Below are 13,979 nucleotides of genomic sequence, written 5' to 3' on the forward strand. Positions count from 1 at the left end.
GAGTCCCAAATCCTGTCGTCATGTAATTATGCCACCGCAGGTCTGCAAATGATCGCTATGAAGTTACATTAAAAAATAGCAATAAAAATATACTTAAACCTGCGATCGAAAATTCGCTAACCCAATTGCAGAGCTATGGTGGAAAACACAATGCCCAATACACTCGATGTTAGTTCAGTCTTAGAAATCCTGCGACCCGTGCAAGACCCCGAACTTCAAAAGAGTTTGGTGGAATTGAACATGATTCGTAACATCAAAATTGACGGCGGTGTCGTCAGCTTTACTTTAGTGCTGACAACGCCTGCTTGCCCGCTGCGAGAATTTATTGTCGAAGATTGCCAAAAAGCGGTCAAACAGTTGCCAGGAGTCGAAAAAGTGGCGGTGGAGGTGACAGCCGAGACGCCGCAGCAAAAGGGAGTGGTCGATCGCCAAGGCATTGAAGGAGTGAAAAATATTATCGCAATTTCCAGCGGCAAAGGCGGCGTCGGCAAAAGCACGGTGGCGGTAAATGTGGCAGTAGCACTGGCACAAACAGGTGCTAGGGTGGGTTTGCTGGATGCGGATATCTATGGGCCCAACGACCCCAATATGTTGGGTTTGGGGGACGCAAAAGTGATGGTTAGGGACGGAAAAAGCGGGGAAAGCCTGGAACCCGCTTTCAACTACGGCGTCAAATTGGTGTCGATGGCGTTTTTAATTGACAAAGACCAGCCCGTGATTTGGCGCGGCCCGATGTTGAACGGGATCATTCGGCAGTTCCTCTATCAGGTGAATTGGGGCGATTTAGACTATTTGATTGTCGATATGCCTCCGGGTACTGGAGACGCGCAGTTGACAATGGCGCAAGCGGTGCCGATGGCTGGTGTCGTGATCGTTACCACGCCGCAGACAGTGGCTTTGTTGGACTCCCGCAAGGGTTTAAAGATGTTCCAGCAGTTGGGTGTGTCGGTGTTGGGAATTGTGGAAAACATGAGCTATTTTGTGCCGCCGGATATGCCCGACAAGCAATACGATATTTTCGGTTCCGGCGGCGGGGAAAAGACTGCTGCTGAGTTGGGAGTGCCGCTGTTAGGCCGCATTCCGCTGGAAATTCCGTTGCGGGAAGGTGGCGATTCTGGCGTGCCGATCGTGGTGGGGCAACCGGGTTCTGCTTCAGCTAGGGAGTTGCGGGCGATCGCGGGTCGCATTGCCGGTAAAGTTTCCGTAGCAGCCTTAGCCTAACAAACTCTCGTTTCAGGGCTTTGCCTCGCGTCTTCCTGTGGACGAAGATTTGCCTAGTTCTCAGGCTCTGCTTGGGAACTAGAAACGAGAAACGGTAAGCTATAAACAGCCAACTTAACATTCCAAGAATTATGATTTTTCCAGGTTCGGCAGTTCGAGTTAAAGATAAGGGTGAGATTTACTACACCTTTCAAGGACAAGTCCAGCGAGTTAGCGACGGGAAAGTTGCGGTACTGTTTGAAGGCGGGAATTGGGACAAGCTGATTACGTTCCGCCTGTCGCAGTTGGAACTTGTCGATGCTACGGCTGGTCGCGCGAAATAATCAGTTGGTTGTTGACAGTTGACAGTTGACAGTTGTCAGTTGTAATTAGTTATTAGTTATTGTTTATTAGTACCCACTTACAAATAATAATAACCAACTGCCAACTGCCAATAACCAACTGCCAACTGCCAATAACCAACAACCAACTGCCAACTGCCAATAACCAACTGACTAATATGCGTTTACCTTTACCCCAATTTGCTACAAAAGAGCGCCATCCCGATCGCATTGCTGAGGTGATCGAGACGGCAACTTCGGAGTTTTTGGCTCAATGTTTGGAACCGGAAGACTTGAGTTTTCCCGTGATGCCGCCTTTTGGCAGTTGGGTGAAGGCCGAGGATGAAGAGTCGAAAAATCAAATTTACGGCGTGGTTTATTACGCTACGACTAGCCCGATCGACTCGGTGCACAGAGCTCGCGCTTTGGGTTTGTCGCTGGAAGAGTTGCGGGAGGAACAACCGCAGATTTTTGCGATGCTAAAAACCGAGTTTCGAGTGGCGATTGTGGGGTTTGAGGCTGCGCCGGAAAGGTTGAACGGTCACGGCCCATCAAGGGGTAAAATTTATCAGTATTTGCCGCCGCGCCCGCCGCAAATTCACCAGGCGGTTTATCGCTGCGAACCGGATGAGGTGGTTGATTTTACCGTGCAGTTGGATTTTTTGAGGACGCTGCTGGGGGTGACTAATGCGCCGGTGGATGCGCTGACGGCGGCGGCGATTCGTGAGATTTATCAGTTGCGGATGCGCGATCGAACTTGGTTGGTGGAAGCGGGGAGGAGTTTGAGTGTTTTGCTGAAGGATGATTACGATCGGTTGCGGGTGATTTTGAGTCAGATTCATCCCTAGGGTAAAGGTTAAGAATCAGAATAATAAACAGTGACATATCCGTCGCTCCAGTGGTCTTGATCCAAGGGATAACAGCTTATATGAAAGCCTTCTGGAGCATCTATAAAACCGGGTTGGGAGAGCATTCTTGCCTTAGCAGCTTCGGCTAATGTTTTAGTCGAATAAATACCGATAATTTTTACGTCTTCGCGGTCGTCTCCCAATTCATGGACGTGCTGAAGAATAAAGACATTAACCATATTCTTAAAATTATTCAAGCATCGCTCTCAAGCATAACTGACACGGGAGGCGATCGCCCGATCGCCCATATTATTACTCTTCAAGTTTTTCCTCCAAATCATCTAAATACAAACGAATAAAATCCCCTGCTGAATCGGGATTAATTTGCTGTAATCCCCTGCGAATCTCTAGAACAGCTTCAGATGCCGGATCTCTATTCTCGTTAACCCAACGCTTAATGCTCGATCGCCCAATGCCCATAATCGCTGCCAATTGATTTTGACTGATGCCATAGGTTTCTCAAACCTGCTTCAGCGCCTTTCCTGCCTTACTCATGGCTTCTATGTTCTCAGAAGCTCGCAGCTAAGTAAAGATTGTGAACATTATTATTACTCTTCGGGTTTTTCTTCCAAATCATCTAAATATAAACGAATGAAATCTGCTGATGCCTGCGGATTAATTTGCGATAGTGCTTTCCGAATGTCCAACACTGCCTCTGCTACAGGATCTCTACTTTCATTGACCCACCGGTGAATGTTGGAACGTCCTACTCCCATTGTCACAGCCAAGCGATTTTGGCTGATGCCGTAAGTTTCCAGCACCTGCTTGAGTGCTTTGCCTGCTTTTCCCATGCCTCAGATTGTCTCAGAGGCCGATCGTTTCGTAAATGTTGCCTATAGGTAACATTCACGATAGAATGATTTTGTTGCCTATAGGCAACATCAACCGCAAAAACACAAAACGCTGATGCCGAAAAACTTCCTTGCTAGTCCCCCAGCAACCGATACTGCTACAGCGACAGTACCTGTAGCAGAGCCTCCGCCACCCGATAGAGAACCCGTCAAAATCTTGCTGATAGGTTCTCCCAAAGCGGTGAGGAGCATCATTCACATCCTTTACTGTTTGGGTTTTGCCTCTGTCAGCGAGTGGAGCCCGCTGCAACCTGCCCAAAAGCCCGGTGAAGTTATGAGCATTCTCATGCGTTACCTGCGACTGTAGGGGTGATATAACATTCTTTGCGGGCGTGAGCCAACAGCTTGTACAGTCTATTCAGACTTTAAGAGGTGTTGGCGTTAGAATTAGACCGCGATCGCTCGTTGTTCACTATGTCTTTCGGGCGATCGCCCATTAGTTTGCAATCATTTATTTAAACCGAGAAAGATTATATGTGGGTAGAGATAACAGGGCTGAATCAAGTTCCCGAATGGGATGTTTTGAAGGTAAAAGTTGAGGGTAATTCGCTGATTTTGAATCGTCGAGGCATGAATGTTACTTGTTACCGTAATGCTTGCACTCATTTAGAATATCCGATCGACATGGGTAAGGTAAGCGGCGGTATCATTACCTGTCCGTTCCATAAGTATCAGTACAAGTTAGATAGCGGTAAATGTTTGAATGCACCCGCCGATTCCCTGGAATCTTATCCGGTAAAGATTGAGGGCGATCGCGTTTTTGTGAAGATAGATGAGTCATGATTCATCAGTCATTTACTCGTTACCAGGCTGGAAGCTGGAAGTTAAAATTCTGAAAGATAGCGGTAAATATAGATTGTACGCGATCGTCTGTAGGGACACGGCAATGCCGTGTCCGGCCCGGGGATCTGCGACTTTTAATACTTTCAACCTACCGCTTTCGCCTAATACTTTCAACCTACCGCTTTCGCCCGCCGCTGGCGGAGGAAAACCGCCAAAAGCCCGATCGCAACAACCCCCAAAAGCAGCCATTCTTCGGGTTCAGGAACCCCCGAAACATTCAGAGGATTGTTCGGTTTAGTTAACTCCTCCTTACCCGATTCTACTTCTCTGTCAAATCGATCGCTCTTAGCTTCCGCTGCTTTTAGCTGCTCCCTTTGCGCATCATTAACTAACACAATCATCGAAGAATAAGGCGTCACCACTTTGAAATTTTTAGCTACTGCGTGCATCGCATCCAGTTGCGTCAATTGAGTTGAACTTTTCTGCTTGCTAAGTGCAGTTATCAACTGCCGCGCCGCTATCTGTTTAAAGCCTTCATTGCCTGTATTTTTTGACTCTGCAACTGCCGCCGATTTTGCAGTTTTTTTCGACTGCGGGGTTTTGGCATAACTCCAAACATAGCCGTCAACAACGCTAACTGTAGATTTGCCCGAAGCTGCTGTCGTCGCCACTCGCTGCATCGCTTCTTTGATATCTGTAGAAACTCCGCCACCGCTATCTTGAATCACCTTTAAAGTTGAGTCGTCGTAGCCCGGGGGCAAACCTCCCAAATGCACTGTCCACAGCGGTGCAGAGATGGAAAGTTTAGGTTGGCGATCGTCTGACAATTCGTAACTGTGGCGATCGCTCACCACAAATACAGTATCGTAACTTTTATCGCCCCGCAACTGTGCAAACTGTTGCAGCATATCTTTGAGCTGGATTGTACCGTAAAACGTCACCTTTGCCGCATCTAAATTGCGTACATCTTCCACAAACTTAGGTGGCATTCCCGCAGCGCTGGCGACATACAAATTAACAGCATTTTTGCCTGCTGCATTAGCTTTCAACCATTCAAAAGTCTCTTTTACATCCTTATTTTCCGCCGCCATGCTGCGGGAAGTATCGAGAATTACTGCAAACTTCTTGCCTTGCGGTAGCGAGTAATTTGCATCAGCCAGCGGCTTAGCAGAAATGATATTTCCTCCCGGTAGAACCGCCTGCTGCGCTGTTAGTGGTTGCTGTGCGACTGCGGGCAAAAAGGGTGGCAGCCAAGTTTCTCTTGCTTCTTTCCCGCTGTATTTTACCTCTTTTCCGGCGATCGTGCGGCGCGTATTTTGGTTCCAAAAAATGTTGCGTTTCTCAGCCAAAACAGGCATAGCCCAACCCTGCGGCTGGCGCATGACTTTATAAGTAAGCCACAGGTTCATCTCCGTTGGCGTGTCAGTTTGCGTTCCCGAAAACTCTCGTTTAACCGGAATTGGAAAAGCCCGCAAGCGGTATTGTTTCGGGCCAATTTGTTCTAGCAAAGCCGGATCGACCCTTTCTACTACCTGCTGGTTGTAGACTTGCTGGGCGGCACCGCGAGGCGATACAGTAAATGCAAAACGCTTTTTCAAATCCCCAGTATCTCCCAGCCAAATTCCTGTCACTGCGGCGCTTTCCGGCAAGGAAAAGTAGTAGAATACTTCTTGCAAGTTTGTTGTTTGATTTTTGTAAACTTCGTAGAGTTCAACATCAGCCCAATCGCCGTTTTCTTTGACTGTAACTTCTTGCGACTGCAACCATACTTTTTCCTCATTGACATTCAGCAAACCAGCTTTAGCTTCTTCTCGGTTAAATGTTGACTGCACCGCGTGTTTTACGGCTTCTGTGTCACCTTTCTGAAGTTCCGTATCGAAGAATTCGCCGTAGAGTTTTTCAGCTTTTTTAACATCTGCACTTGAACCTTTATACAAAAACGGCGACATTAAAAAATTATAGCTATTCTGCACTGTCTGAGCGGCTGCGTCAGGAAAATTCAAAGTATTTTTGTATATCTCATAAATGTGGTTGTTTTCTCCCACAGTGCTGAGGTAGCGGTAAGGGGACAAATAAGCATTGACTAAGCCCGATCGAATCATATCAGACTTGGCTAATAAAGTTTGGCGAACCGTGTCATTTGCTGCAGGAGTCGCCAGCATTTTTAGTGCTGCAACTTGCGGTTGCTGCTGCAAAGCGGAGAAAATAGCCAGCCAAGCTGCTATGACTCCCAAACTTCCGATTATCGCCTGATTTTTCCCGTATTGTGCAGCAAAACTCTGCCATATTTTCCGCCCGGAATGAATGTAGAGAAAGCCGTACAGCGAAGGCATGACAACAAACAAGCTACAGGTTAAACCAAACAAGATAAATGATAGCGGTATCCAAATTAAACCCCAGACCCACGCCCCGTATTTAAACATCTCCAGAAATGGTGATACCCATGTAAACTTGAAAAATTCAATGACTAAAGTGAAAAATCCTACAACTGTAAATAATCCTACTGGTAGAGCGTAAAACATCAGCAATGTTGCCGCCCAAATACCAACTACTAGCATTAAACTGTGGCAGCCTAATTGCAGCCATACACTTCGCTTTTCTCCAATTAAGCTTAAAAAACGAGGCTGTTTATTATGGGCAGTTTGGGAATCTGAAATGTTTTGAACATTTTCTATTTTCCCTAGATATCCGTACAGCATTTCCACTAAAAATGCTGCAATGCACAAAGCAAGAGTAGCGATGATTTGAGAACTAGCAGGATTCAGCTCTCGCAGCAGAAACAACCGAAGTAAGCAGAGCAAAAATAAGGGCGTTTCTACTCCGTAAAACAATCGCATTAGCTGTAAGGGTTGATTCCTAAAAGTCCTGAATCCGATTGCGGTAGATATTGTCGGTATTGCTATCAGTGCTGTTAGGCTTAAGAAAAATTCAAGGGGAATAATTCCATCTATTGTGGCTTGAATTAAGGGAATTCCTACATAGGGCAAGATTCCGAGATAAACGATTGATAAAAATGTCAGGTTCCACAGCCAAAAAATTGACTGAAAAATTATATTAAATACCAGTTTTAATTTTTTCATTTTTGCCTCTTTTTAAGCTATCATTTACGGCATTGTGTACAGTATTAGCGAAGTTTTGTATTTCAGAATTTGCGGGATTTACAGAACTATCAAATAGAATAGAAACTAGCACCCAAGTATGGTTTTTATGGATAATGTCGCTGCCGATGCGCGACAAGAAGTTATCGGTAGTTTGCTTCGCAGATTGCAGCCAGTATGCAGCAGATAGTTGGTTGTCTTTGAGAGAGAGCCAGCGCGCCGTTACGGCAGGAGTTAGCTGTTTTTTTTCTATTCGATTGACGGGAATCCCGCTGGCTATAAAACACAACTCTGGTGCGTGATAAGTTTGCCAAGATGTGCTCGATACTGTGAGCATGGAACCGCGCAAGTTGCCTGAGACAAATCTCTTTTTTTCTGTTTGGGTGCCTGGGTAATTGCCAAAGAATTTTTGTTCGCTGGCATTCAGCGGGATTGATTCGGATACAATTTGTTCGGGAAATTTCAGGGGGGCGATCGCTAATTTTTCGCTTTCTACATGATACAATTGAGAAATTGCACCCAAAACCGCCACCGCCACAATTAGTCCGAGCTTAGCCAGAGATTGATTTTTGAGTATTTGTAAATCTCGTTGCGAGTTAAAATCAATTTCTTTTTTTTCTTGAAATTTCGGAACTTTTTGCAGCATCAACCAACTTAAGAAGCAAGCGCAGATTAAACCCACAATTCCCAGGGGTACGTGCAGAATTTCTGCATAAGTTTGCTGTTGGAAAACTTGGGCAACCAGCACTAGCACGGCAACCCGCAAAGCGTTAGCAGACACTAACATTAAGAAATTAGCAGCGCATACTGCCAGCCATTTTAAACTCAATTGGCGGCATTCTAACCAGGTAGCAGTTAGCAAAAAGAGCGTACCCACTAAGAGTGTTTTAATGCCGCTGCAAGGCACGTCAACGTGAGCGATGCCGTTTTCCAAAACGATGATATCGTAAGAAGAAATAGCCCCAACGTGCAGCATTGAAAGCAATTGTTCTACTACCTGAGCAGTCAGCACTCGCGCCGGCAAACCTAATCCGTTATTCAACTGAGTGTTGAACGGTAAAATACAAGCCAGCAAGCCCGCAACTGGCAAGTTTTTTCGCCAAAAGTTCGGCTCCACCAATAAGCCGCACAGCCCGTAAGTTCCGAGGATAAATAGCAGGACAGTAATTTGTTTGATATCAATTATGCACTGAAGGGCGATCGAGCAAATACCCGCACCCAACATCAACAGCAGCGGATATCGCCTCAAAACGAAATTGGGCGAAAATCTAGGCGGGCGATCCTCTTCGAGGGCTGCGCTAACGGAGTTCCCAGTCGATCGCACTACTAATGCTACAATCAAAAAAGCAATTACTATCTTGTACAGTGTGGGTATCTCAACAAGCGAGGATAACAGCCACTTAACTGCCGAGATATTAGCCCAAAACCAAGCAAGCGCTAACAAAAAAGGAGCCAGCCAAACCAAATTAACCCCTGAATTGGGACTGACAGCATCTGGAAGGTCAGAATTGGGAATATTGGTGCGCTGCATGATACCGCTTGACATTCACGTTGGTGACATCTTAGCTCAGCAAAATTGGTAATGCCTAGACCGATTATTTAAGTTTTGTCAAGCTTCGATTTTCTCTACAGAGGAGCTAGCGTTATAATAATTAATTTTAGCGGAGGTAAAAATGAGCGAAAAAAGCCCAGGATACAAAATTGTTAGCGATAACCGACAAGCGCGCCATCTCTATGAAATTATAGAGACATATCAGGTAGGCATCGAGTTGAAGGGAACCGAAGTCAAATCAATTCGAGAAGGAAAAGCCAATTTGCGAGACGGATATGGCTTAGTTCGGAACGGCGAACTGTGGCTGATCAACGTTCACATTTCGCCCTGGAGAAGTGCTAGCAACTATTTTAATCACGAACCCCGCCGCACTCGTAAATTGCTGATGCACAAGCAGGAAATTCGCAAATTAATCGGCAAAGTGGAAGAAAAAGGTTTGACTTTAGTGCCGTTAAAAATGTATTTGAAAGGCGGCTGGGTAAAACTTGATATCGGTTTGGGAAAAGGGAAAAAACTGTACGACAAGCGCGAAGATTTGAAGAAACGCGAAGACAAGCGGGATATGGAAAGAGCCATGAAGCAATTTTAGTTATTAGTCATTACTCATTAGTCTTTACTCATTAGACATCTCCGTCAATGAAACTAAAACCTTTGCTACTCTAAGGTTTTAGTTTCATTTTTGGAGATGTTTATTAGTCAGGAGTCATTAGTGAATTAATGATTGGTGATTGCTGATTAGTGATTGATTATTTTAAATCTAGTTCGGTTAATTACTCATCATAAAATTGTTCGATATTCCCGTTGAGAATTTTGAGGACTTCCGTGGTCACTACCAACTTAATTAGAGTTATTCCACCGAAATCCATCTTAAAGCAGATTGCAAGTTGATGAAATGCACCCCCGATCGAGCAATCCCTCTAGGATCAAAGTATTGCCGTGTTACTAATGTACTTCATAAAGCTGCGTGCTGTATCTCCTAATACAGTCGCATACTGTCGAGCGACTGACCCCTGACTAAGTATTATTACTTAGACAAAGGGGACTGTTCTACCTTATTTCTGCTTTCCGCTTCCTTTTTTTTGAAAATATCCGGATGGCTTGTGGAGTCTCATGAATGATTAACCTATGCTCGAATACATCTAGGTAGTGGGAGCATTACCCAAGCATTCGGCTGTGGACTTGCAAACTCTTATGAGAAATGGGCTCAAGCCTGAGTCCTTTCCTAAGATTATGATGCCATTAGGGTGGCAATTAAATCTGGCAAACAAAATATAGCCCAACTCTCAGGTTAAAATATGCTAAAAATGAGACCATTAGCTAACATTTTCAATGTTATGAAAGAGCCAGCAAAAAAGCATCACACCTCGAAGTGGGGAGCCTTCTTGGTGATGCTAGCAGTAGGCTTTGGTGGCTGGCAAATTGGGTTACCGGAACTGGCATCATTTTTTAATAATATTGCCTTTGAAAACTACAAAGCCAATCGATTGGCTGATACTCAACAAGCCTATGAGTTAGCACTTTCTGTCGATCCCAAAAGCCGCACAGCTCTTTACAATTTGGGATGGCTTTGCGAAGAGGTGCAAGATTTACAGTGCGCTCGAGGCAAATATCTGCAAGCTGCAAAACTCGGTCTGCCAGCAGCTTACAGCAATCTAGCTCGCTTGTATATAATCGATCAAAAAAACTCTGCTGCTGCCGTTCACTTGCTGTGGCAAGGTTTGAAATTAGCTGAGGACGATCAAGTTAAATATTCTTTACTCAAAAACTTGGGATGGGCGCGCCTAGAACAGGGTCGATATTCAGAGGCATTGCAACATCTGGATGCAGCGATTAAACTTGATACTGAAAGACCAGCAACTTACTGCTTAAAAGCGCAAGTCCTAGAAAAGATGAAAAACACGAAGGAAGCGCTACCGCAGTGGAAAATTTGTCTAAAGTATGCGGATTCTCAAGAATTCGATGAGGATATATGGATAGGAATGGCACGTCAACGATTAAACGAGGAAAAAACAAATAAATGAAACGCACAGTTTTGTTTTCATCAACCATACTGGCAATTATAACGGTATTGGAGCTAAGTCAAGCCTCAACAGCACTGCCAACTCCTTCGACTGTTAAAATTACAGTTAATGAATCAGTCGAAACGCCGTTCGACTTCAATCAATCGACGTGGCGACGGTGCAGAGATAGAGATGGTGGAAAGTATCCGTGCCCAAGATTCGTCATGCCTTCGGATAGCGCAGAATAAGAGTTATTTTCAATAAATTTTGTAGAGTGTACCATGAGCACTTTACAGCAACAGGTATGTAGTATGTAGTAGTATGGATGGTGCGCAGTGCGCACCTGATAGCATTTGAGATTTGAGATTAAATAATTGAAGAATTGGAAACAACTTAATGACTATAATGGTTTGCAGCTTGCATAAAGCTGCATTCTTTTTTTGAACTGGTATAACTATTAATAATTGCTGTGTCCGCTTTTGCTGGAATTCGCACCGGGCGGGGAGAAAACCCCGCCAGCAATTCTATCTACTCGCCCTCCGTCAAAACTGAATCTGGCTGCTGCTGCGAGTTGCTGTAAAAACTAGCAATAATCGCCACCATCAACCACCAAAGCATATTAACTTCCGGCCGGTACCAAACTGTATCCACAAAACCGTGGGCCATCATGCCGGCTAAAGTTGCGATCGCCCCAATCAACCAAAACCCCTGACTCGATTTTAGATTTTGGATTTTAGATTTTGGATTTCGGGATTCTTCCTCTAAATTAGAAATGTTAAATTGTGAATCCCGCAGATTTTTTATCTGCAACAAACCTTGATTGACGGTGACTGTCATCAGCCAAAGGAAAGATATTAAACCGATAAAACCGGTTTCAACTGCAATTTCCAGCAGCACGGAATAAGCGCTCAAAGCAGTAAATCTTGGCTTCATATAAAGCGGATAAACTTTATTAAAAGCAGTGTTTCCGGGGCCAATTCCGAGAATTGGTCGATCGCGAATCATGTCAATTACTGCCGTCCAAACATTAATCCGAAAATTGTTGCTGCTGTCACCTCGGCCGATAAACATACTCGAAACTCGATCGCGCAGAGGCTCCACTAAAGCCACTCCCAAAATTAAGGCCCCAGCCAAACCTCCTAACCCTAACGGCAGCGCCCAAGTTCGCCAGAACCGAGGCATCAAAGGACTGTACCAATACCAAAGCAGCACTAAAAATACCACAAGCAGAGCCACAAAACCGATCCAAGCACCCCGGCTGTCCGTGTAGCGCAAACACGCGCAATTCACCACCAGCATAGTCAGCGCTAAAAATTTTGTTCCCCATCCTTTCCACACAAAAAGTGCAGCGGCGCTCAATGCAATGGCCGGCAGCAAATAGGAACCCAGCAAGTTTGGATTGCCCAAAAAGCTGTAAACTCGCGTGACGTCGGCTTGAGTAGAAGTCGGATCGTTCCAAGTAGCTAATGGCGGCACTTTGTCAATCCACTGCCGCACGCCGTAGAAACTGACAACTAGAGCGACGTTCAAAAATACGGCAATTAACCACGATCGCCAACGGGGCGATCGCAATATCCGAGCCATCAGCGCAAAAAACAGCAAATACAGCGTTAGCTTGCTCCAACCCGTAAAAGCAGCGGCTTTCACTGGCGACATCGCGGTTGCAACGGTGGCAATGCCCCAGTACAGCAGAACCAGCAAGTGAATGGGCGTCAAGGCGATCGCGCGATCGTCGGAAACAGTCAGCAGCACCCAAAATGCAGCGCCAGCCGCCATCAACACTCCCACCAAGGCATTGTTCACAAATGGCCCCAAACCGAAAGTCAAGGCCAGCAAAACAAAACCCAGGGGTTCTGCCCACTGCATCAGCCAGCTACTCTGCCGCCAACTGCGTAAAGAGCCGATCGCTAAATTTAATAAATAACTTCCACTTTGCCACTGAGAGAGCGGCAAATTTGCCAGAGTTAACTGTTGCCAAACTGAATTCATTGCTATTTTAGATTTGTACTTGGTAATCGGTAATTGGTAATTGGTAATTGGGAATCGGTAATCGCTCATCGGGAATTGGTAATCGGGAATTGGTAATCGGGAATTGATAATTGAAAAAAGTGGATTTATTTTTCTTCCTTCTTTGAGCAGTTACGTCCTGTACACTGCTTCTTCCTTCTTCCTTCTTCCTTCTTCCCTCTTCCTTCTTCCTCCTTCCTTCTTCCTTCTTCCTTCTTCCTTCTTCCTTCTTTAGCCTTCCAACAATTCCGTAGCATTGGTGCAGGGGAGCCAGAGCACGTAGCGATATCCAGATTCCGGGGCCCCTTGAATCGAGAGTTGACCGCCTTGAATTTCCACCAATTGGCAGCAAAGCAGCAGCCCCAAGCGTTCCCTGGCCCCGTAACCAGCTAACACCGGTGCGGTATCCTCGGCATTCTGGGCCACCAAACCCGCCAACTCAGAAAACGCCAGCGTTAATCGCTGCGAACCCTGTGTGGGGAGTTGCGGTTCTCCGGGGGAGTCGGTTTCGGAGTTCGATGGCGAACCGCTTCCCGATCCGACCTTCAACAAGTAGTCGGTGTAGAGTTTAGCATGGGGCAAACTTTCTCCCAACCAAGGATGAAAAACCCAAACTCCGATGTTGATACCGTCTTCTTTCCGAGAAACGTGGACTCGAATCACGCTGCCTGCCCCAGCAGATTGAATAATGCTAAAAATTAAGTGGTGCAGCATTTGCTGAACCTTATCTTTATCGACCAACCAGATGCGCGGCCCGGGGCCCATCGACAAATTAATTTCTTGCTCTCGCCTACTTGCCGCCGGCAACAAGATTGTCACAACCTGCTGGCACAAAGTTTCTATATCGACTGCGGTTCGCTTCAACGTGAAAGCGGAATCATCTAGTTCTGCCAGTTCCAAAATTTCTTCAACTAGCGATCGCAAAGATCGGCTGCTGTCTTGGATCACATCAATATATTCTTTTTGCTTGCTCGTTAAGGGGCCATAAATTTCTTGTTTCAACACGCTTGCCATGCCGAGAACAGAAGTGAGCGGTGTGAGCAATTCCTGCGCTAAATAATTCAGCAGTTTTACCTTAATTGAGTTAGTAGACAAATCGATAGGTTGGTTAGTCATTGGTAATTTTTATTGGTTCATTGTCGAGCGAGCGTTGGCGGTTCATTAGACCTATTCCAAAAGTCTATAACAATGTGTTTACACTTCACAAAAGAAAAAGGTAGGAAAGAAAAATATATATTC

16 protein-coding genes are annotated in these 13,979 nt (G+C 45.5%); 8 read left to right on the top strand and 8 right to left on the bottom strand.

What is annotated here, in order from left to right:
• Positions 1-150 precede the first annotated feature (150 nt).
• The 3 genes from E5S67_RS09175 to E5S67_RS09185 all read left to right on the top strand — a co-directional run bounded on the left by E5S67_RS09175 (position 151) and on the right by E5S67_RS09185 (position 2,389).
• Positions 151-1,221 carry an Mrp/NBP35 family ATP-binding protein gene (locus tag E5S67_RS09175; protein WP_172186736.1) on the top strand — a complete coding sequence of 357 codons (1,071 nt, stop codon included), beginning with the start codon at positions 151-153 and terminating at the stop codon, positions 1,219-1,221.
• 131 nt (positions 1,222-1,352) lie between these two features.
• On the top strand, positions 1,353-1,544 hold the full coding sequence (locus tag E5S67_RS09180; protein ID WP_172186737.1) for an NAD(P)H dehydrogenase subunit NdhS: 192 nt from the start codon (positions 1,353-1,355) through the stop codon (positions 1,542-1,544).
• A 176-nt stretch (positions 1,545-1,720) separates the two neighbouring features.
• Complete coding sequence (locus tag E5S67_RS09185) at positions 1,721-2,389, top strand: HAS-barrel domain-containing protein (protein WP_172186738.1); 669 nt, start codon at positions 1,721-1,723, stop codon at positions 2,387-2,389.
• Positions 2,390-2,397: 8 nt separating this feature from the next.
• Here the strand turns inward: E5S67_RS09185 and E5S67_RS09190 are convergent, their stop codons facing one another.
• The 3 genes from E5S67_RS09190 to E5S67_RS09200 all read right to left on the bottom strand — a co-directional run bounded on the left by E5S67_RS09190 (position 2,398) and on the right by E5S67_RS09200 (position 3,240).
• Entirely contained in the window at positions 2,398-2,628 is a 231-nt protein-coding gene (locus E5S67_RS09190) for a DUF7336 domain-containing protein (RefSeq protein WP_172186739.1), read from the bottom strand.
• A gap of 73 nt (positions 2,629-2,701) precedes the next feature.
• Positions 2,702-2,896 (bottom strand): helix-turn-helix domain-containing protein, encoded by a 195-nt coding sequence (locus E5S67_RS09195; protein WP_339382806.1) that lies wholly within the window; start codon positions 2,894-2,896, stop codon positions 2,702-2,704.
• 101 nt (positions 2,897-2,997) lie between these two features.
• Positions 2,998-3,240, bottom strand: a complete 243-nt coding sequence (locus tag E5S67_RS09200; RefSeq protein WP_172186740.1) for a helix-turn-helix domain-containing protein — start codon at positions 3,238-3,240, stop codon at positions 2,998-3,000.
• Positions 3,241-3,355: 115 nt separating this feature from the next.
• Between E5S67_RS09200 and E5S67_RS09205 the strand changes: the two genes are divergently transcribed.
• Together E5S67_RS09205 and E5S67_RS09210 are read left to right on the top strand one after the other, a co-directional pair.
• On the top strand, positions 3,356-3,607 hold the full coding sequence (locus E5S67_RS09205) for a peptide ABC transporter substrate-binding protein (RefSeq protein WP_172186741.1): 252 nt from the start codon (positions 3,356-3,358) through the stop codon (positions 3,605-3,607).
• Between the two features lie 167 nt (positions 3,608-3,774).
• Positions 3,775-4,083: a Rieske (2Fe-2S) protein gene (locus tag E5S67_RS09210; RefSeq protein WP_172186742.1), complete on the top strand. Its 309-nt coding sequence runs from the start codon at positions 3,775-3,777 to the stop codon at positions 4,081-4,083.
• 170 nt (positions 4,084-4,253) lie between these two features.
• On the opposite strand, the gene E5S67_RS09220 is transcribed toward E5S67_RS09210, so the two are convergent.
• Together E5S67_RS09220 and xrtO are read right to left on the bottom strand one after the other, a co-directional pair.
• Positions 4,254-7,163, bottom strand: coding sequence for a TIGR02921 family PEP-CTERM protein (locus E5S67_RS09220; protein ID WP_172186744.1), 2,910 nt, complete (start codon positions 7,161-7,163; stop codon positions 4,254-4,256).
• The gene (gene xrtO, locus E5S67_RS09225; protein ID WP_246276698.1) at positions 7,138-8,727 is read right to left on the bottom strand and encodes an exosortase O; all 1,590 of its coding nucleotides are present in this window, start codon (positions 8,725-8,727) and stop codon (positions 7,138-7,140) included. The genes E5S67_RS09220 and xrtO overlap by 26 nt, the downstream gene beginning before the upstream one ends.
• Positions 8,728-8,854: 127 nt before the next feature.
• On the opposite strand from xrtO, the gene smpB reads away from it, so the two are divergent.
• The 3 genes from smpB (at position 8,855) to E5S67_RS33245 (ending at position 10,981) form a co-directional block, all read left to right on the top strand.
• On the top strand, positions 8,855-9,322 hold the full coding sequence (gene smpB, locus E5S67_RS09230) for an SsrA-binding protein SmpB (protein WP_006631384.1): 468 nt from the start codon (positions 8,855-8,857) through the stop codon (positions 9,320-9,322).
• A gap of 745 nt (positions 9,323-10,067) precedes the next feature.
• A complete protein-coding gene (locus E5S67_RS09235; protein ID WP_246276699.1) occupies positions 10,068-10,754 on the top strand; it encodes a tetratricopeptide repeat protein in 687 nt (228 codons plus the stop codon).
• A complete protein-coding gene (locus tag E5S67_RS33245; protein WP_246276700.1) occupies positions 10,751-10,981 on the top strand; it encodes an Osc7112_2153 family protein in 231 nt (76 codons plus the stop codon). The genes E5S67_RS09235 and E5S67_RS33245 overlap by 4 nt, the downstream gene beginning before the upstream one ends.
• A gap of 280 nt (positions 10,982-11,261) precedes the next feature.
• On the opposite strand, the gene E5S67_RS09240 is transcribed toward E5S67_RS33245, so the two are convergent.
• The 3 genes from E5S67_RS09240 to E5S67_RS09250 all read right to left on the bottom strand — a co-directional run bounded on the left by E5S67_RS09240 (position 11,262) and on the right by E5S67_RS09250 (position 13,856).
• Positions 11,262-12,722, bottom strand: coding sequence for an IctB family putative bicarbonate transporter (locus tag E5S67_RS09240; protein WP_172186775.1), 1,461 nt, complete (start codon positions 12,720-12,722; stop codon positions 11,262-11,264).
• 125 nt (positions 12,723-12,847) lie between these two features.
• Positions 12,848-12,997, bottom strand: coding sequence for a hypothetical protein (locus E5S67_RS09245; protein ID WP_172186746.1), 150 nt, complete (start codon positions 12,995-12,997; stop codon positions 12,848-12,850).
• Positions 12,972-13,856 carry a sensor histidine kinase gene (locus tag E5S67_RS09250; protein ID WP_172186747.1) on the bottom strand — a complete coding sequence of 295 codons (885 nt, stop codon included), beginning with the start codon at positions 13,854-13,856 and terminating at the stop codon, positions 12,972-12,974. Before E5S67_RS09250 ends, E5S67_RS09245 begins: the two co-directional genes overlap by 26 nt.
• Positions 13,857-13,979 lie beyond the last annotated feature (123 nt).

The organism is Microcoleus asticus IPMA8 (genome assembly GCF_013179805.1).
Classification (GTDB): domain Bacteria; phylum Cyanobacteriota; class Cyanobacteriia; order Cyanobacteriales; family Microcoleaceae; genus Microcoleus; species Microcoleus asticus.

Bases quoted from the DNA above. Each gene is read 5' to 3' on its own strand.
- E5S67_RS09175 (WP_172186736.1), top strand. From the start codon at position 151: ATGCCCAATACACTCGATGTTAGTTCAGTCTTAGAAATCCTGCGACCC.
- E5S67_RS09180 (WP_172186737.1), top strand. From the start codon at position 1,353: ATGATTTTTCCAGGTTCGGCAGTTCGAGTTAAAGATAAGGGTGAGATT.
- E5S67_RS09185 (WP_172186738.1), top strand. From the start codon at position 1,721: ATGCGTTTACCTTTACCCCAATTTGCTACAAAAGAGCGCCATCCCGAT.
- E5S67_RS09190 (WP_172186739.1), bottom strand. From the start codon at position 2,628: ATGGTTAATGTCTTTATTCTTCAGCACGTCCATGAATTGGGAGACGAC.
- E5S67_RS09200 (WP_172186740.1), bottom strand. From the start codon at position 3,240: ATGGGAAAAGCAGGCAAAGCACTCAAGCAGGTGCTGGAAACTTACGGC.
- E5S67_RS09205 (WP_172186741.1), top strand. From the start codon at position 3,356: ATGCCGAAAAACTTCCTTGCTAGTCCCCCAGCAACCGATACTGCTACA.
- E5S67_RS09210 (WP_172186742.1), top strand. From the start codon at position 3,775: ATGTGGGTAGAGATAACAGGGCTGAATCAAGTTCCCGAATGGGATGTT.
- E5S67_RS09220 (WP_172186744.1), bottom strand. From the start codon at position 7,163: ATGAAAAAATTAAAACTGGTATTTAATATAATTTTTCAGTCAATTTTT.
- xrtO (WP_246276698.1), bottom strand. From the start codon at position 8,727: ATGTCAAGCGGTATCATGCAGCGCACCAATATTCCCAATTCTGACCTT.
- smpB (WP_006631384.1), top strand. From the start codon at position 8,855: ATGAGCGAAAAAAGCCCAGGATACAAAATTGTTAGCGATAACCGACAA.
- E5S67_RS09235 (WP_246276699.1), top strand. From the start codon at position 10,068: ATGAAAGAGCCAGCAAAAAAGCATCACACCTCGAAGTGGGGAGCCTTC.
- E5S67_RS33245 (WP_246276700.1), top strand. From the start codon at position 10,751: ATGAAACGCACAGTTTTGTTTTCATCAACCATACTGGCAATTATAACG.
- E5S67_RS09240 (WP_172186775.1), bottom strand. From the start codon at position 12,722: ATGAATTCAGTTTGGCAACAGTTAACTCTGGCAAATTTGCCGCTCTCT.
- E5S67_RS09245 (WP_172186746.1), bottom strand. From the start codon at position 12,997: ATGCTACGGAATTGTTGGAAGGCTAAAGAAGGAAGAAGGAAGAAGGAA.
- E5S67_RS09250 (WP_172186747.1), bottom strand. From the start codon at position 13,856: ATGACTAACCAACCTATCGATTTGTCTACTAACTCAATTAAGGTAAAA.